This is a genomic window from Pseudanabaena sp. SR411, assembly GCF_002251945.1.
Classification (GTDB): Bacteria; Cyanobacteriota; Cyanobacteriia; order Pseudanabaenales; family Pseudanabaenaceae; genus Pseudanabaena.
In genome coordinates this window covers 1-18,437 of the sequence record NZ_NDHW01000233.1, presented here as the reverse complement: position 1 = coordinate 18,437, position 18,437 = coordinate 1, and the positions used below count along the sequence as shown (strand labels likewise).

At 43.5% G+C, this 18,437-nt stretch carries 13 protein-coding genes; 3 read left to right on the top strand and 10 right to left on the bottom strand.

The window, feature by feature from the left end:
• Positions 1–1,193: 1,193 nt before the first annotated feature.
• On the bottom strand, positions 1,194–2,165 hold the full coding sequence (locus tag B9G53_RS24435; protein ID WP_094536041.1) for a phosphate ABC transporter substrate-binding protein: 972 nt from the start codon (positions 2,163–2,165) through the stop codon (positions 1,194–1,196).
• Positions 2,166–2,534: 369 nt separating this feature from the next.
• Between B9G53_RS24435 and B9G53_RS24430 the strand changes: the two genes are divergently transcribed.
• Both B9G53_RS24430 and B9G53_RS24425 read left to right on the top strand, forming a co-directional pair.
• A complete protein-coding gene (locus B9G53_RS24430; RefSeq protein ID WP_254923796.1) occupies positions 2,535–3,893 on the top strand; it encodes a cytochrome c biogenesis protein in 1,359 nt (452 codons plus the stop codon).
• 439 nt (positions 3,894–4,332) lie between these two features.
• On the top strand, positions 4,333–5,967 hold the full coding sequence (locus B9G53_RS24425; protein ID WP_094536040.1) for an alpha-D-glucose phosphate-specific phosphoglucomutase: 1,635 nt from the start codon (positions 4,333–4,335) through the stop codon (positions 5,965–5,967).
• Between the two features lie 160 nt (positions 5,968–6,127).
• On the opposite strand, the gene B9G53_RS24420 is transcribed toward B9G53_RS24425, so the two are convergent.
• The 7 genes from B9G53_RS24420 to B9G53_RS24390 form a co-directional block, all read right to left on the bottom strand.
• Complete coding sequence (locus B9G53_RS24420; protein ID WP_094536039.1) at positions 6,128–6,727, bottom strand: molybdenum cofactor guanylyltransferase; 600 nt, start codon at positions 6,725–6,727, stop codon at positions 6,128–6,130.
• 78 nt (positions 6,728–6,805) lie between these two features.
• Positions 6,806–7,720 carry an alpha/beta fold hydrolase gene (locus tag B9G53_RS24415; protein WP_094536038.1) on the bottom strand — a complete coding sequence of 305 codons (915 nt, stop codon included), beginning with the start codon at positions 7,718–7,720 and terminating at the stop codon, positions 6,806–6,808.
• A gap of 157 nt (positions 7,721–7,877) precedes the next feature.
• On the bottom strand, positions 7,878–8,672 hold the full coding sequence (locus B9G53_RS24410; RefSeq protein WP_094536037.1) for a hypothetical protein: 795 nt from the start codon (positions 8,670–8,672) through the stop codon (positions 7,878–7,880).
• Positions 8,673–8,830: 158 nt separating this feature from the next.
• Positions 8,831–10,348: a peptidoglycan-binding protein gene (locus B9G53_RS24405; RefSeq protein ID WP_094536036.1), complete on the bottom strand. Its 1,518-nt coding sequence runs from the start codon at positions 10,346–10,348 to the stop codon at positions 8,831–8,833.
• An 84-nt stretch (positions 10,349–10,432) separates the two neighbouring features.
• Entirely contained in the window at positions 10,433–11,200 is a 768-nt protein-coding gene (locus B9G53_RS24400) for an ABC transporter ATP-binding protein (protein ID WP_094536035.1), read from the bottom strand.
• A 229-nt stretch (positions 11,201–11,429) separates the two neighbouring features.
• On the bottom strand, positions 11,430–11,762 hold the full coding sequence (locus B9G53_RS24395) for a hypothetical protein (protein ID WP_094536034.1): 333 nt from the start codon (positions 11,760–11,762) through the stop codon (positions 11,430–11,432).
• 79 nt (positions 11,763–11,841) lie between these two features.
• Positions 11,842–12,954, bottom strand: a complete 1,113-nt coding sequence (locus B9G53_RS24390) for a sodium-dependent bicarbonate transport family permease (protein ID WP_094536033.1) — start codon at positions 12,952–12,954, stop codon at positions 11,842–11,844.
• 645 nt (positions 12,955–13,599) lie between these two features.
• Here B9G53_RS24390 and B9G53_RS24385 point away from each other — a divergent pair.
• Entirely contained in the window at positions 13,600–14,985 is a 1,386-nt protein-coding gene (locus B9G53_RS24385; protein WP_094536032.1) for a cation:proton antiporter, read from the top strand.
• Between the two features lie 29 nt (positions 14,986–15,014).
• Here the strand turns inward: B9G53_RS24385 and B9G53_RS24380 are convergent, their stop codons facing one another.
• Both B9G53_RS24380 and leuB read right to left on the bottom strand, forming a co-directional pair.
• A complete protein-coding gene (locus B9G53_RS24380; RefSeq protein WP_094536031.1) occupies positions 15,015–17,048 on the bottom strand; it encodes a thioredoxin domain-containing protein in 2,034 nt (677 codons plus the stop codon).
• Positions 17,049–17,184: 136 nt separating this feature from the next.
• Positions 17,185–18,267, bottom strand: coding sequence for a 3-isopropylmalate dehydrogenase (leuB, locus tag B9G53_RS24375; RefSeq protein ID WP_094536030.1), 1,083 nt, complete (start codon positions 18,265–18,267; stop codon positions 17,185–17,187).
• Positions 18,268–18,437 lie beyond the last annotated feature (170 nt).

The following is an 18,437-nucleotide window of genomic DNA, read 5'->3' as shown; positions in this document are numbered from 1 at the left end:
TTTCCAGAATCAGTAGGGCGGCTCCGCCGCCCTACTGATTCTGGTTTTATATTTGGTATTTTATTAAGTCGCAAGTCTCTTACCAGCTTAACTAAGGCTTCATCCTTATGTGGTGCTAATACTACCCCTGTTAAGGTGCAAAAATAGCGTACGTAGATTGGTCGTTTCAGCCATCAAAAGTTCAATAAAATGGATTTTTGACATGATGTTTTGTGGATCTATATCGCTGGAATCACGCAAGCTCTTTAGTCACCTTAACAGGGGTAGATCTCCTGCTGTGTGTTCTTGCGCCACTCGTTGAAATGCTTGATCTAGTTCTGGTATTTTCTCAAAGCATCTTTTTCTCCCCACACCTCTGACTCGAATAGCTTTTTCATTAAACTTTTCTGGAACTGTATTTTCTATTTCGTTTTTCCCTTCTGTAATTGTATTTCGATGACACCCAAATAGCTCTGATATGTACTTTATGCCTCCATGTCCTAACTTTTTTGCCTCAATAGCTCTGCATACCTGCGTTAATCTTTCTCGCGCAGTGAATCGTAAAATTTCAACATCTCTGTCTCAATTTCTTTGCTATAGTAACCCAAATTTATTTCCCTTCTCTCTTTATCTGAGGTTATCTTAATTTGCACAAGTTATTTGTTCTTCATTCCTTAGTAATTTGGGGTTCATGTTTTTCTCCAAAAAATTAAAGTTTGCCCACTTTTCTGTCAAGTTCAAATTTACAGACATAGCAGAATCTAGATATTTTAGACGTAGTTAAGTTAGTTTTAGTTCCCTACATCTTTTTTTGGTCTAAAAGCAGGTAAATATAGCTAATTTAAAGCATCAAGCTTGTCTATAACATACAGCAATCATCACTGGCTCTTATTACAGCAATTATTGAGCAAACAAATTGTAATTAGGAATGCTCAATTATTTGTAAGATGCGTTAGTGCAACGTAACGCATCAATTAGTTATCAATGGTGGGTTACGCTAACGCTAACTCATCCTACATTTAATTCCAATAATTCCCACAACTTATTTAGTAAGGATTGAGTTAGTTAAGAGAAATCAAACCCAAGAAGAGTAATAACGCCGCTATATTACTCTTTTTGGATTCTTGCATTGCTATACAAAAGCTTTTTGAAAACTGTTGCAAAGCAACAGTTTTCAAAAAGCTTTTGGTTTGGAGCGCAAAGCGCTGTAGTGACTACTGCACAGGAATAAATCCTAGTCTTTGGATAATTTGCTGCCCCTGAGGGGAAAGCGCAAACTCAATAAACTGCTTGGATACAGGACTGGTAGTTTTCTTAACACCTAAAAACAAGCTACGACTAATTGGATATTTCCCCGCTTTGACAGCATTGACATCCGTAGGAACAACCCCATCGATCGCCACAATTCTGGCAATTTCTTGCTTCTCTACCTGTGAGACAGTGGCATAACTAATGCCGTTATCGCCTATATCACGCAAAATTGCTGTCGTTTCATCTTGTTTCCACGTAATGAAGTTAGGACTATCTGGTGGGAATCCTTGACCAAGTAAGACAATATCTTGAAAAGCTTCTCTAGTTCCACTTGTGGTAGCACGATTAATCACTCTAATTGGTTGGTTTGCGCCCCCAACTTGAGCCCAATTAGTAATTTTTCCCTGATAGATATCGCGTACTTGATCTTTGGTTAAATTCCCTTTAAATGGATTGTTAATACCAACGAATACCGCGATCGCATCTCTAGCAATCGGCACTAATTGGATTCCTGCTTGGGCTTCGGCTGCTTTGAGAGGACGAGAAGTTGCGGCGATCGCCACATTGCCATCGATGAGATTTTTTAATCCCTGATTTGACCCCGTGGGATTGCCATCGGGAATGCCATAGGTGGATGGGATGTTGGGATTAACTTGACTATAAGCATTACGCAAATCCTTGACCAAAGCCACCATCGCCGTACTGCCATCGATCGCCAAAATAGTAGGATTGGGCAAAGATGTATCAAAGTTCAGGCTAGTTGTTGGTGTAGGAGTTGTTGTTCCTATGGTTGCTTGTGGGGATATTTCAGGCGAAGCGGTAGGAGATACTACTGCTGATTTTGGTTGCGAAAAGAACCAATACCCACCTCCTGCAATTCCTGCTGTGACTAGCAATGACAATACTAAAACTGTAGTTTCTTTGCCCTGTGACATGCTTATGTTCCTAAATATCTCTGCAATATTGGCTTAACTTTAGCGCAAATTTATCTGTATCACTGTATCTCAAGGTCAGATCTATAGCTACCGTCGATTGTGTTTGGACAAAAGCAAAACCCAAGAAGAGAATGGCGGCGCGAAGCGCCGCCATTCTCTTCTTGGGTTTTCTGTCCTCATACACTTGGCGACAGCTATAGTTTCTGGCAACCTAAGCTATTGTGGGTTCGATATAGCCATTTGCGGCGTGCTTCGCACGCCGCAAATGGCGGAAAATGGTAAGAATCGCCTAGCGATTCTTACCATTTTCCGCTTTCGTCGAACTGACGTTAAGCTAAGATCAAAGCTAACTGTAACTATAGACGTGACGTGTTTCAAAAAATCCGATTCCAAGCAAACCAAATTTGGCGACATCAGGTGGTGGCGCTTTTGGCTAACCTCAAAGTGGCGATCGCCCTATTATTAGCGATCGCCCTATTTAGCATCCTCGGCACAGTGATCGAGCAGGGACAGACTATCGATTTTTATCGCGAAAACTATCCTGAACATCCAGCCCTATTTGGATTTTTGTCATACAAAGTAATTTTGGTGATCGGATTAGAGCATGTCTATGGTAGCTGGTGGTTTCTGGCTTTATTAATCCTATTTGGGACAAGCCTCACTGCTTGCACCTTCAACCGTCAATTACCAATTCTCAAAGCTTCCAAACGTTGGTTTTACTACACCAAACCCCAAAGCTTTGTAAAACTTCCCCTTGCTACGGAAATCATTGGTGGTAATTTGAATGATTTGGCGCAGTCTCTGCAAAGTAAAAACTATAAGGTTTATCAAGCAGACGATCGCCTGTATGCGCGAAAAGGGCTAATAGGCAGAATTGGACCAATTGTGGTTCATGCCAGCATGTTGCTTGTCTTAGTTGGTTCAATTTGGGGATCGCTGACTGGTTTCATCGCGCAGGAAATGGTTCCTAGTGGAGAGACCTTTCAGGTTAAAAATATCACTGAGGCGGGTGCTTGGTCCGCCAATCAAGTTCCCAAAGATTGGTCAGTGAGAGTCAATCGCTTTTGGATTGATTACACACCTAAGGGAAGTATCGATCAGTTTTATTCGGATTTATCTGTTCTTGATCGGGATGGTAAGGAAGTTGATCGCGAAACTATTCATGTGAATAAACCACTTAAATATAAAGGTGTCAGCTTCTATCAGGCGAACTGGGATATTCACGCGATTAGATTTACCTTCAACAATAGCCCGATTTTGCAATTGCCTGTCAGTAAATTAGAATCTCAAAATGGCGGTCGTCAAGTGTGGGGAACGTGGATTCCAACCAAGCCCGACCTTAGTGCAGGGATTACTCTCATTACTCCCGATTTGCAAGGTACTTTTCTGATCTATGACGAGAAGGGAAATCTCCTCACCACGGTACGCACCAATCAAAGCGCTGAAGTTAATGGCGTTACTTTTACCTTAAAAGAGGCGATCGGTAGTACTGGGTTACAAATCAAAGCTGACCCTGGAATTCCGATTGTTTATGCAGGATTTGGCTTATTAATGCTAGGCGTAATCATGAGCTATGTCAGTCACTCACAGGTATGGGCGTTGCAAGTTGGCGATCGCCTCTACGTCGGCGGTAAAACTAATCGCGCCCAAGTCAGTTTTGAGTCGGAATTAATCGATGTCACCAGTGTAGTCGATCAAAATGCGATCGCTTCAGGCGTTGCTGCTTAATCCTTTAACATTAACGTCACGATTTATTCGATTCCTCAAATGATTTATCGCAACAAAATCGTAGGGGCTTAGCATTTGCGCCACAATTCTAAAAACCCTCCAAAAATCCTGATCCGCAAATGCTAAGCCCTCTGTGCTTTTAAAACAATTTGTCCCTGCATTGTGAGTTTTTGAGTAAAATTTTTCAGAGAGAGAAGCAAAAAAAGAGTAGGTTCAAAGCACCTACTCTTTTTTTTGCTTGACTGACCAATGACTCGTAAAATGAAAACAAGCCTAAAGGTATGGGCGTTTCAGTATTTACAGCGCTTTGCGCTCAAACCCGAACCAATAATTTTTTGAAAGTGTTGCTTTGCAACACTTTCAAAAAATTATTGTGGTTCGTTTGATCGGAAATTGCTGTTAGAGCATTTATTCAGAGCATTTTTAGCCAGCAATTTTAATGAGCATCAAAGTCGTTACCACCTCCCCTTTTTCTGACCAAAAGCCCGGCACTTCAGGGCTTAGAAAAAAAGTTACCGTTTTTCAAACCCCTAACTATCTCGAAAACTTCGTTCAATCAATCTTTGATAGCCTCGAAGGGTTTCAAGGACAAACCCTTGTTGTCGGCGGCGACGGGCGCTATTACAACCGCCACGCGATCCAAGTGATTCTGAAAATGGCTGCGGCGAATGGCTTTGGCAAAATTTTAGTTGGACGTGGCGGCATCTTATCGACACCTGCGGCTTCCTGCATCATTCGTAAATACAACGCCTTTGGTGGCATCATCCTCTCAGCTAGTCATAACCCCGCAGGCAAAGATGGCGACTTTGGGATCAAATACAACACAGGTAACGGTGGTCCCGCACCTGAGAAAATCACCGATGCAATCTACAACATTACTAAGAGCATCACTGAATATAAGATTCTGGAAGCTGATGACCTCAATCTTGACCAAATCGGTGAATCTCAATTAGGTGATACGACGATCGCTGTGATCGACTCCGTTGCTGACTATGCGGAACTAATGGGTGAGTTGTTTGATTTCGATCGCATCAAACTATTACTCGCATCACCAAACTTTCGGATGTGCTTCGATGGTATGCACGCAGTAACTGGCCCCTATGCCCAAGAAATTTTGGTTAATCGCCTTGGCGCACCTGCGAGTGCCTTACAAAGCTGCGTTCCTCTCGAAGACTTTGGCGATGGACATCCAGATCCGAACTTGGTCTATGCCCATGATCTGGTGGATGTACTTTATGGTGAAAATGCTCCTGACTTTGGTGCAGCATCTGATGGCGATGGCGATCGCAACATGATTTTAGGATGCAAATTCTTTGTTACCCCTAGCGATAGCTTAGCAATTCTCGCTGCCAATGCTCACCATGTCCCAGCCTATAAAGGTGGACTAGCAGGTATTGCCCGTTCCATGCCCACCAGCCAAGCCCCCGATCGCGTAGCCGCCCGTTTAGGCATTGAATGCTACGAAACTCCGACAGGTTGGAAGTTCTTCGGTAATTTGTTAGATGCTGGTAAAGCGACCCTCTGCGGTGAAGAAAGCTTTGGTACTGGCTCCAATCATGTCCGCGAAAAGGATGGACTTTGGGCGGTACTATTCTGGCTCAATGTTTTGGCGGCGCGTCAGCAATCGGTTGAGGCGATCGTTAAGGAACATTGGCAGCTTTATGGACGCAATTTCTATTCGCGCCACGATTATGAAGGCGTAGACAGCGATCGCGCCAACACCCTAATCGCCAATCTCCGCGCAAAATTTGCTGATTTGCCGAGCCAAAAATTTGGCAATTATGAAGTTGCATTCTGTGATGACTTTAGTTACACCGATCCCGTTGATGGCAGTGTCAGCAGCAAACAAGGTGTAAGGATTGGCTTCACCGATGATTCACGTATAGTATTCCGTCTGTCTGGTACAGGCACTGAAGGCGCAACTCTCAGACTCTATGTTGAGAGTTACGAACCCAATATTGCCAAACACAATCTTGATACTCAAGAGGCTCTAAAGGAGTTGATTGAGATTGCCGATCAAATCGCGCAGATCAAGACTTTAACAGGACGCGATCGCCCGACAGTAATTACATAAAGCAAATAAACCAAGAACTCAAGTTCTTGGCTAAAAGCTCAAGTCCACTGAAGTGGACTACATAATACTTCTAAGCAACCCGTTTCAATGGGTTTGAGCTTTTAGTCCGCACTTGAGTGCAGGGCTACTGCGTAAGTAGGCGCACCCTTTGGGTGCGCCTTTATTTTATTAAGTGAAAATCTTCTGGAGTATTGCAGTTAAATAGCATCTCAAGAGGGACGTTTACAATCTCAGCAACTTCTTGATTAGTTAACCATTTCTGAAAAGATCGCCCACCATTGCTGATAAATTCCCTGAGAGAATATTGGCATGACCAACGGTAGAAGCCACATAGAGGCTCCCATTGCTTGCGCGAATTCTCATCTACATAACGTGGTAAATAGGCGATCGCTGTATCAGGTAAATTTGCTAACTGCCTAGCCCAAAATTGCAGAAGATCACCTTGCAGATTTGGCAAATCACAGGCAAGTAATAAAATCCAATCAACAGGAATAGCGATCGCCTGAAGCCCCTGCCAAAAGCCAATTAATGCGCCATCAAGTTGCTGATCTAATACTATCGACAATTGCGATAAATCTGGGGTGATCGCTTGTTGATATTGCTCTTGACTTCGTGCCACTACATAAACAGAATCAGAAACTTGTAGAGCAGTTCGACAGGTTCTAGATAATAGAGTTTCACCATTAATTTCTAATAAAGCCTTATCCTTCCCCATCCTTGAGCTTTTACCACCCGAAAGAATAATAGCGATGATGTACATACGAGTTAAGTAGTTGAGATTAATAATTGTCCAGATCCCCCCCAGCCCCCCTTTTTAAGGGGAATTGAGGGGGATCTCTTAAATAAACTTGAGAATCTGTTGGGCTGTGATTTCAGGCTGTTCCAGATGCGGAACATGTCCGCTATTTTCGATCCAAACGAGTTTGTTATTGGGAATGATCGATTGGAACTTCGCAGCATCTTTTGTACCGAGAATGCGATCGCGATCGCCCCAGAGAATTAGAGTTTCCGTTGACAAATACTTTAACTGATCAGCAAAGGAGCCATAGCCCCCACTTTTGGTAAATGCAATTAGGGATTCACTCCAACGAGGCATCGCTAGATGTAACGATGCACAAACCTCAGCATCGGTTGTCACAAAACGGGGATCAGCATAAGCCTTGAGACTAACTTCACGGCGGACTTTGGGACTACGTAAAAAATCCGTTGCCATCCGATCTAACGGTGGTACAAGAAATTTACCAGCCGCCGTTCCCTTCCGCATTCCTGCACTACCGATCAAAATCAACTTTTTCACCACATCGGGATAGGTAAGCGTAAAGTCGATCGCTGCTGCACCGCCCATCGATGCACCGACAAGAATAATTGGTTTGGCGATCGCCGTTTTCCAAAAATAGTAAAGATGCTCCTTGATTAGTTCAGGGCTAACTTGACTATTTTCCAGACGCTCGGTTAAACCGAAGCCAAATAAATCCATCGCCCAAGTTTGACGTGAAGTTGCTAGTTTTGGAAGTAGTCGTCGAAACTCTAATAGAGAACTGTCAAACCCATGCAACAGCAAAATAGGAGAATCTTGATCGTCTTTGCTTAAACCGTCTTTGCTCAGACCATCACAGACATAACTGGTCAACACGACTTCGCTAGTAAAGCTAGTGGAGACCAGACAAAATTGGATATTATCGACAAGGTTGATCGAAGTTGCTTCGGTGAGTTGCGATCGCAGTTTGGTAACTTCAGGCGGTAAATTCGACATTAATTCTCTATTTTAACTTGAGTTCGATATAGTCATCTGTGCCGTGCTTCGCACAGCGCAAATGGCGAAAAATGGTAAGCATAAGTTGTTATGTCCGCTCATGTCTGCTTAGAGCTGAGCCGAATCAGATTCTTAATAGCAGGGCTTAGCTGCGCCATCAAAAATCTGAGTCCTTAATTCCTTCATTTGAAGGTAATGGATAATTAGCATCCGCTTTTTCATTGACTTTGGGTAACTGATGTAGATGCATTTTCACAAGGGTTGCTCCCGTAATCGTGGCATAAAAAGGAGTAAATCCTAAGAAGAAGAATAGGATTCCGTAGAGACTACCTTGACCACGAAAAGTGGTGATGATCGCGACTGCCATGCATGTTACTAAAACCACATTAACCACAATCCATAGAAGCGATCGCCCCTTTAAAAATTTGGCATCAGGAAGCTTAGGATTGCGACCATTCCAAAGAACTAGCCATTGTAAAACGCCTAGGATAGTTCCTGCTAAAACTAGCCATAGAGAATTAACTGCTAATAATGGGATGCGATCGACAATATTACTTGCCGTAAAAGAACCATCAGGATTGATGGCAAATCCAAATTGGGCGGTAAAAGCTAAACTTGTAGCCGCAAACCCAATCCAAGTCCAACCAAATGTACTTACTAAAATCCACCATACAGGAGATTTAAAAAATCGACGTAGGACGAGATATTGCATCAAACTCACAAATGCCCCAACGACGATCGCACCACTGACGATACCAGTGGAGACAGGACAGTTAAGACTCCCAAATCCTGTATCGCAAACGCGGAGATCCATCAGGCGATCGCTGAGGTAATAAACTCCCGCCAAACAAGCAGCGATCCCAAATATATTGCCGATCACTGTACCGATTAGGGTCGCCAGTACCCATCGCCACCACAACCCGACAGCAGATAAAGCACGTTGTTTTTGCATTGTATATTTTATTCCCGTGTTGCCTGCGAACTCAAAGATTTTGATCGCCGTACTAATACACAAAAGTGTGACGACACTTTTGTGTATTGAAAGCCAAACCCAGTAAGGGTTTTAAAAACACAAAATGGCGTAGCCATTTTGTGTTTTGGTATAAAATTCTAGATTAGCTCTTCTGTTACAATCCTACGCAAAATCTCGGTAACTGTAGCAGCCATTCTCGCATCAATTTCTAAAGCTTCACGCACAGGATCTTGCAGATTGAGGACAGCACGTAAAGTCATATTCACCGATCGCAACTTCGGTAAGGGCAAATCATGGGACTTGGCAAGGCGATCGACAAACTGGATACAAGCGGTATAGGTCAGTTCTGTTTGTTTACGTTGATCGCTGTATCCAAAGCCCATTTTGGAGATCACCACGGGATTGTCAATAAAATATGACAATCCCAAGGACACGATCGCCGCATCAACATATCTGGCTGTATCTTGACCCATTGCACCAATCAAAGTACTGAGACTATGCCACTGCACCGTAGGCAAGCGATTGGCGGGGGTAATATGGCGATGCCATGCAATTTGAGAAACAATTCGGGTTAGGTCATAGGCGGAAACTAAATTGTCGCCTCGATGTAGCTCTTTTACCCCCGTGATCATTGTTTTGCCAGTAGCATCGCGCAAAATCGGTTGTTCAATGTAGGGATTTTCACCATAGCGTCCTTGAAAAGTGAGCTTTTGATTACCCGTAATTTTTTTGAGCCAATCCTGTAAACCTAGGGGCGTAGTAAATTGCTTAAACATTGCTGACAAGCCATTGGAGGTCATGCCATTAGATTCTTCATACGCACAAATTCGTTGCGCCATTTCCGCAAAAGTGCGTGGTGTTCTATTGCCTTGGGAATCGGCGATCACACAGTTGGAGATCGCTTGATTTGGTTGGATTTGATTGGCAGTACTGATAGTGTAGAGCAAGGGTAATATTTTAGTAGAACTCCAAAACTGGACATTGCGTAACGGATTGCGCCCGATCCAACGCGACAGCATTTGCCCATTGACAATGCTCCCGACACAAATACAAGCTTCTTGGATGCTGCTATGGAGGAACTCCAGCCCAATGTTTTCAATATTGGGAATTACACCGAGCGCAGGGTATGGACGAAAGCGTACTCGCACTTGAGTACCAGCCAACATCGCAACTTCACCATAGGAAACTACATTTACACCGTCAGGCAAACTGGCAAGGCGATCGGGATAGGCGGGAATATGGCTTAACAATGGCGATGGCGCAAAGTTACGGTTTGGCAAACCTTGCAACGATCCTGCGATGCATCCCCTAATTCCTCGATCAAGGAATCCAAGATGGTTAAAATCCACCTGCCCCATATTTACAAAAATGCGCTGAGCGTTAGTAAACTTGGGAAATAGGCGATCACCATCACCAATAATTTTGAGCAAATGTCTTACTATCGCAGGGTTCTGCAATAGCTCATTGGTAATTAAGCGTGAATTAGCATCCAAAATTGTATCGATGCTGAGGGCATTGGCAAACTGCACAAAAGCCGCTTCCGATAACCTGCCATAGATGCCATCCACTTCACCGTCATATAGCCCTAGTTGTTGCAAATATGTCTGTGCTTTGGTGAGTTCCTCGAACGAAAGCTTTACCTCTATGACTGCCATGAAATCCCTCTACAAAAAGCCTTAACTTAATAGTGTATCGATCAGCTAGGCGATCGCAATGTATTCCAGCTCTCATAGCAGGGCTTACTTGCCAAAATGCCCCATCCCCAAATACAACTCGGCAACTTCGGGATCGTTCAATAAATCTGTACCCTTACCCGTAAACTCATCTTTGCCCAAATGCATTACATAACCACGATCAGCGATCGCCAAAGCCTTACGGGCATTCTGCTCCACCAAAATTATTGATGTCCCCGTTTGATTAATCTGCTGAATTAAATTAAAAATATCCTGAACCAATATTGGTGAAAGCGCCGCCGAAGGTTCATCTAAAATCAATAATTTCGGCTCTAGCATCATCGCCCGTCCCATCGCTAGCATTTGCCTCTCACCGCCCGAAAGTGTCCCAGCCCTTTGATTGCGGCGTTTAGCTAGCACGGGGAAAGTTTCGTAAATCTTGTTTTTAACTGTTGTGATATTACCTTCGCGGGTATAGGCTCCCATATCCAGATTATCGGAAATGCTCAACGACGGAAAAACATTGGCAATTTGCGGAACATAGCTAATCCCATAGCGCACAATTTGTTCAGGCTTCAGTCCGATCAGATTGCGATCGCCAAATAAAATTTCCCCTGATCGCACTGGTACTAGCCCAAATATGGTTTTTGCTAAGGTCGATTTCCCAGCTCCATTAGAGCCGATCACAGTCACAAGTTCGCCTTCATACACTGACAAATTTGCACCTTGCAAGATATCTACTCCATCCACATATCCCGCCACAATGTTTCGGGCTTCAAGAATAAGTTGACTGGAAATTTGGCGATCGGTTGGTTCAGCTTGACTAGCATTCATAATTTGAATTAAACGGCTCCGAGCTTAATATTACGCCACATTAAGCTTGATGGCGATCAATGGCGGAGAAGCGGGAGATTTGAAAAAATGCGATAAAAAGGCTCAGAAAATTTTTAGGATTGAATTGACGACTTCTCTCTAGGTGATCGCCCCGAATATGTTATGGGTAAATCATAGATAAATTTCATCTGCATCGTGCTTTGCAACGATGCAGATGAAATTTATCTATTTAACAGCCTTCTGGCCCACAGAAACTACTTCCATATAGCACCTCTGCATCACTGATATAAGCAATACCCGCAAAATCAAGGAAATATGTCACGGCAACCTTATCAGCAATCTTCTGAGCTATAAGACGATCGGCAGTGAGTACCTCAAACTTTATATTTGTACTCATGTCATGATGACCAGGCTCTTGTGAAGAGCGCACGTTGCGGCTGCCTTTACCGCCAGTTTCGATCACCGTGTAACCAGTTGCTTCAGAATCTTCGATGATATGGGCAATCTTTTTCAGGAGAATCTTTTCTGTGATAATGACAAGCTTTTTGGCTGGTTTAGCCATGTTTATTACCTCTTTTGTTTACTAATCTAATGAGTATTTTGATCGGGGTATCAAACGATAACATCCGATCTATCTGGAATTACTTGACAGCAGACGATAGCGCCTGAGCCATCCCAATGAAGAACGGAATACACAAGCCGATCGCAACTGGCGTACCGATAGCTGTGGAAGCGCCAATATAGGCGGAAGGATTAGCCGACGGGATACCAGCTCGCAATGTGGGGGGCCCTGAAATATCTGAGCTGGAGGAGGCGATGACCGCCAAGACCACAACACCACCCCAGCTAAAACCAGTGGTATAGTGGGCGATCGCACCTAAACCGAAGGCAATTAGCCCATGCACAAACGGAGCAATCACACTATAAACGACATACCATTGGGCGACCTTACGCAGTTCGCCAATTCTTGACCAAGCTTCCATCCCCATAACCAGCATCAAGATTGATAGCAAGCCACGGAATGCTGGGTCGTAGAAGCTTTTATAAACGCTTTCTGGCTGGGTGAATATGCCAAGAGCCAAGCCCAGCAACATTGCTGATAGGGCAGATCCTTGGAGGCTTTCCTTGATGATCGGCCAAATCTTGACCCGATTAACCGTATTGCTCTGTTGGTTGAGATACTCCTGACGAGTGTTGGGTAACTCTTTTTGTTCAGGCTGCTCACTTAATGAAGTCTGAGCAGTAGAGAGAGCTGCTGCTTTAAGTTTCTTATTGTTGAGATAAATATTGGCTACAACGATTGCAGTTACGAGCGCGGGGATATCCATGAAGGGATAAAGTGCCCCAGCCCATGCCTCGTATGGGACTTTTTGTTCTTCAAGTAGTGTCAGGGCGGCTGCCATGGTAGAGCCACTCACTGCACCAAACAATCCACCTGTCGCGATCGCATCTACGGTTTTGACCTTCGGCAGCTTAGCCAATGTATAGCGAGCAATGAATACAACAAGAATGCCCACTATTACAGCAAACACCACGGGTAAAATCATCTCCGTCAGGTTAGAATTGCGGATCGCAATACCACCAGTCAGACCGATTTTGATAAGCAGCATGAAGACAATGATGGTAACAACCGACTCAGGAATTACCAACTCGCTACCGAGAGCGGCAATAATCATGCCACCAATCAAAAAACCGAGTGTTGGGGATTGCAACTGCTTAACGAAGTCCATTAAAAATAAGGACCAAAAATCCACGAATGCCTCCTTGTGTTTCCTCTTACGAGGAATATTGAACTAAATGAACTTTAAAGAGTTAAAAAAATTAATAGTGAAAAGCTTGACACTTCGAGCAAAGGTATTGCATTAGAACCTTTAGAAATGACTTAAGAACATTCTTATTTCAAACTTTGGAAATATAAACTACTTTTATTTTTTTACTTTTATTTTTTCTAACTGTACGCTACTGTGAGTGCCAGTAAATATTGAATACCGAATAGAATACTTATTGTTTACATATGATTTTATCTATGCTTTTTGGGTTGCTTGAGTAACGTTTTTAGGTTGCTTGAGACGTAAGTCAAGGGGTAAAACTGAATAGAATACTTATTGTTTACATATGATTTTATCTATGCTTTTTGGGTTGCTTGAGTAACGTTTTTAGGTTGCTTGAGACGTAAGTCAAGGGGTAAATTGGATTGCTCACAAAAACAAATTTGATAATCTCTCTCCCTAATCAATGCGCTATTGACTGCATTACGTTGCATAACGCATCCAACAAATAAATTTTTACTTTCTTAAAAATGTAACTAGTCTTACTAGAGACAGATAACCTAAACCGTAATAATGTGAAGTCTAGGTTTCTTGGATCACCCCTAACCATAATATAAAGGAAAATAGCCTATGTTATCGATCGCAGCGATCGCCAATCATTTATATGGATTGCACATACCGCAGCCTCTACTTGCCACCGCCGAGTCAGAAAATGCTCCAGTTATTTTGTCAGGTGTATTACTCACCCTCATTTTCATTTACATCGCCAGTAAAGTTGGTAGTGAAATTGCTAAGCGGTTAGATTTACCTCCTGTTTTGGGAGAATTAGTCGCTGGTGTAATTATTGGTGTATCTGCATTGCGCTTAGTCATCTTTCCTGAAGGGGGTTTTGCTGCTTCGGACTCTTTGATCATGTCGGGCTTGCAGTTGCTCAACAACCTATCACCAGAAGCCGTTAACAGCATATTTGCAGAACAAAGCGAAGTAATTTCGGTAATAGCTGAATTGGGCGTGATTGTCCTTCTATTTGAGATTGGTTTAGAGTCAGATTTGCGCCAACTCAAAGAAGTCGGAATTCAAGCTTTTGTAGTTGCCTTTATCGGAGTGACTGCTCCTTTTGCGGCTGGGACATTGGGACTAATGTACTTCTTCCATGTGGCGGCGATTCCCGCTATTTTTGCAGGGGCTGCCCTCACGGCAACCAGTATCGGCATTACCTCTAAGGTTTTGGCAGAAATCGGTCAGCTAAAATCCAAGGAAGGACAAATCATCGTTGGTGCAGCCGTCATTGATGACGTATTAGGGATTATCGTTTTAGCGGTGGTAGCCAGTTTGGCAAAAACAGGTGAAGTAGATATTACTAACGTTGCAATTCTATTAGTTAGCGCGATCGCTTTCCTGTTTGGTTCCATCCTCTTAGGTGGCTTTTTTAACAAAACCTTCGTAGCAATAGTTGATAAACTCCAAACTCGTGGCAATATTGTCATCCCCGCTTTTATCTTTGCCTATGTGATGGCATTTATCGGTAATGCGATCCATTTGGAAGCAATTTTAGGAGCCTTTGCCGCAGGATTGGTGCTTGATGAAACCGATGCTCGAAAAGAATTAGATGAACTAGTTAAACCTGTTGCGGATTTACTCGTACCCGTTTTCTTTGTGACTGTAGGGGCGAGAGCTGATCTCAGTGTTCTCAATCCGATGATCCCTGAAAATCGCAGTGGTTTATTAATCGCGGTATTTATGCTCGCCGTAGCAATCATTGGCAAAGTCATCACAGGTTGGGTGGTTTTCGGAATACCCGATATCAATCGCCTAGCGATCGGTGTGGGTATGGTTCCCCGTGGTGAAGTTGGTCTTGTATTTGCTGGGATTGGTACGGCTAGCGGTGCGATCGACAAACCTCTAGAAGTTGCCATTATCATCATGGTGATCATGACTACTTTCCTCGCTCCTCCATTTTTGAGAATTGCCTTTGGCAAGACTGAAGAACCACCAGCTAGTGCAGAATTAGCTTAAAAGAAAAGCGGCTCATGGAGCCGCTTTTTTTATTTAACCCTAGTTGTACTTCGTAATAACTGCCGATCGCATATTTCTACACTCATCGCAGGTTCTAAACAAGCAAAACCCTGACAAACCATCGCGATCGCTTCAGGATTTGGTAAATGTTTCTCGACTCGTAGCATGACTACAGGTAGATATTGGCGATTGAGATAGGCATAGTGATCAGGATTGGTGCGAACCAGCGTATGGTTGCGGAACAAGTCAAAGGCAACCAATAGACTAGGACAGGCGACAGGACTATTGCTAATCACATGCCCAAAGCGTTTGAGAGCTAACTCGGCGCGGTCTAGATATTCTAATTTTTCGGTCACACTTGCCAAGCGCACTAAATTGGCGATCGCCACTCCATTGGCTGAAGGCGTAGCATTATCTTGATAGTTGCGCTCCCGCAATAATAAATGTTGACTAGATTCGCTCGTAGTATTGAAATAGCCACCTGACAGCGCATCCCAGAAATCGCGATCAAATTCAGCTTGGATAGCGATCGCCTGTTGTAGATAAAAGTCTGCTTCTTCAGGAATCGCTTGATGCAGATCGAGAAGCGCCTTAATTAATAAAGCATAGTCTTCTGATTGCGCTACTACCGCCGCTTGTCCTTCATAATTAATCCGTTGTAACCTACCTTCAATCCATTGATTTTCTAGAATAAACTTAGCAGCATTAACCGCAAGTTGTTTATAAATCGGCTGCTGAAATGCTCGATAGGCATTGGCTAAACCTGAAACCATCAATGCATTCCAAGCCGTTATCGCCTTAGTGTCAGTTACAGGTGGAACACGCCCTTCCCAATCAATTTCACGAATATCATCTTGACTACGTGCTACAGGAAAAGCATCGGTTGGACGCGAATGTTCTCCATAGCGACGACGAAATAGCTTCGTTAAACAAGCTTCTATTTCTGGAGATAGTTCCCCCTCTTTTTTGCGTTGTAAGACATTGGTTTCTTCAAAGTTGCCCGCTATAGAAATTGTGAATTCTTGAGCTAACAAGTCAAGTTCCGTTGGACTAAAAATCTTTTTTAGTTCGGCATAGCTCCACACCCAAAACTTCCCTTCCCTTCCTTCACTATCTGCATCCTGCGAAGCATAAAAGCACCCCTCTTCTGTAAGCATTTCGCGCTGGAGCCATGTAGCCGTTAGTTCACAACTACGAGCGATCGCAGGTTCATGTAAGCCCGACAGCCAGAGATTAGCCAGATATTCCATAATCAAGCCATTGTCATAAAGCATCTTCTCAAAGTGTGGGACTGTCCAAGTATGATCGACAGTGTAGCGATGCCATCCCCCTGCAACATGATCAAAAATACCGCCCAAAGCCAGAGCTAAACCACGCTGTTGCGCTTTATCTTTGAGTTCTGTACTGTTATCTTCAAAGCGGCTAGCCCTCAGCAAAAAATTTGCATAGGGAATCATCGGGAAACAAGTTCCATAATCGCGATTAGTGACAACTTCGGCACATTTAGCAATTCCATTCGCTAACACCTCATCACTAATAATCGGCACTGGAATTAGCTTGTTAACTTGGTGGAGATTACGAACAATTTGATCTTTATAATCTTGAATATCTTGATTGCGATCGTGATAGATTTCTAGAATTGATTGGAGTACTCTTAAGAATCCTGGTCTTCCATAGCGTGGCTCAATGGGGAAATATGTTCCCCCATAAAAAGGAACTAAATCATCGGGAGCAAGAAACAAATTTAAAGGCCAGCCGCCACTTTCACCCATAATTTGTATTGCTTGCATATAAATGCTGTCTAAGTCTGGTCGTTCTTCACGATCAACTTTAATCGCCACAAAGCGATCATTCATGTAGTCTGCAATTACCGTATCTGAGAAAGCTTCATGCTCCATCACCGTACACCAATGGCAACTGGAGTAACCGATTGACAAAAAAATCGGCTTATTTTCAGTTCTCGCTTTTTCTAAGGCTTCATCGCCCCAAGGATACCAATCGATCGGGTTATCAGCGTGTTTACGAAGATAGAGACTTTGCGATTGGGCGAGACGATTGGGCATAGGGCAAAATTTGACTGAAATATTTAGGTTTATAGGACGTTACTGTACTTAGAGTGTAACTGTTTCTGAGGAGTAGAACTAAGAGTTATTTGTAGCAGATTGCCTAAAAAGAGGCGGCTAGTAACGCCGCCTCTTTTTAGAGTGCAGCTAGTAATGCTTCTCCCATAGCTATGCATCCTAATTTTTCGCACCCATCCGCCATGATGTCACCTGTCCGCTTGCCCGAATCGAGAACTTTATTTACTGCTGCTTCGATCGCCTCAGCAGCATCCCCTTCATTAAAGGCATAGCGCAACATCATCGCGGCACTTAAGACTTGAGCGAGAGGATTAGCCAAATCCTTACCAGCAATATCAGGAGCCGAACCATGCACAGGTTCAAATACCCCTGGTTTACCAGCTTCACCGAGGCTAGCCGATGGCAACATGCCAATGCTTCCTGTCAACATTGCCGCCGCATCGGAGAGAATATCGCCAAAGAGATTACTGGTGAGAATCACATCAAACTGTTTCGGATTGCGAATAATTTGCATGGCGGCATTATCCACATACATATGGGACAGTTTCACATCAGGATATTCACTGGCAATACTCGTCACACGATCGCGCCATAGTTGTGACACTTCCAAGACATTGGACTTATCAACAGAGCAAACCGCCCCACGACGTTTTTGAGCAGCCTCAAATCCTACTCTGGCAATGCGATCGATTTCTGGTTCTGTATAAACCATCGTATTAAAGCCACGACGCACGCCATTTTCATCGGTAACAATCCCTTTGGGCTTACCAAAATAAATTCCACCCGTGAGTTCACGCACTACTAAAATATCCACACCTTCGACAACTTCACGCTTCAAGGTCGATGCATCAATTAATTGAGGCAAAATCTGAGCAGGACGTAAATTCGCAAATAAGCCCATACCACCACGTAAGCCTAGCAATGCTTGCTCAGGACGTAAATTTGAGGGCATCGTGTCCCACTTTTCGCCACCAACAGCCGCCAGTAATACGGCATCACTATTCTTGCAAAGCTGCAAAGTTTCTTCAGGCAGAGGATGCCCCGTCGCATCGATCGCTGCACCACCAACTAGAGCCGTCTCGAAAGCAAAGGTAATATCAAATTTTGGGGCGATCGCCTGTAGCACCGCCACCGCTACTTTCATAATTTCGGGACCAATCCCATCACCAGGGAGAAGGGTAATCTTATAGTTTTTAGACATTACAACAAGTATAAAGAAAGATTTTCTAACATAACATTACGTGAGTTCGATAACTGTCGTTTCAGGGGTTTGCTTGGTAATTGCTTTTAAGACTTTGAAAGAAAGGCGATCGCCACTACATAGGATATTTGCAGGAAAAATTTGATCGGTTGAATGTAGGTGATTTGATA

What these genes read in the sequence shown, in the direction of transcription:
- B9G53_RS24425 (WP_094536040.1), top strand. Translation starts at nt 4,333, where the DNA reads ATGAGCATCAAAGTCGTTACCACCTCCCCTTTTTCTGACCAAAAGCCC.
- B9G53_RS24380 (WP_094536031.1), bottom strand. Translation starts at nt 17,048, where the DNA reads ATGCCCAATCGTCTCGCCCAATCGCAAAGTCTCTATCTTCGTAAACAC.
- leuB (WP_094536030.1), bottom strand. Translation starts at nt 18,267, where the DNA reads ATGTCTAAAAACTATAAGATTACCCTTCTCCCTGGTGATGGGATTGGT.
- B9G53_RS24415 (WP_094536038.1), bottom strand. Translation starts at nt 7,720, where the DNA reads ATGTCGAATTTACCGCCTGAAGTTACCAAACTGCGATCGCAACTCACC.
- B9G53_RS24400 (WP_094536035.1), bottom strand. Translation starts at nt 11,200, where the DNA reads ATGAATGCTAGTCAAGCTGAACCAACCGATCGCCAAATTTCCAGTCAA.
- B9G53_RS24385 (WP_094536032.1), top strand. Translation starts at nt 13,600, where the DNA reads ATGTTATCGATCGCAGCGATCGCCAATCATTTATATGGATTGCACATA.
- B9G53_RS24420 (WP_094536039.1), bottom strand. Translation starts at nt 6,727, where the DNA reads ATGTACATCATCGCTATTATTCTTTCGGGTGGTAAAAGCTCAAGGATG.
- B9G53_RS24405 (WP_094536036.1), bottom strand. Translation starts at nt 10,348, where the DNA reads ATGGCAGTCATAGAGGTAAAGCTTTCGTTCGAGGAACTCACCAAAGCA.
- B9G53_RS24410 (WP_094536037.1), bottom strand. Translation starts at nt 8,672, where the DNA reads ATGCAAAAACAACGTGCTTTATCTGCTGTCGGGTTGTGGTGGCGATGG.
- B9G53_RS24395 (WP_094536034.1), bottom strand. Translation starts at nt 11,762, where the DNA reads ATGGCTAAACCAGCCAAAAAGCTTGTCATTATCACAGAAAAGATTCTC.
- B9G53_RS24435 (WP_094536041.1), bottom strand. Translation starts at nt 2,165, where the DNA reads ATGTCACAGGGCAAAGAAACTACAGTTTTAGTATTGTCATTGCTAGTC.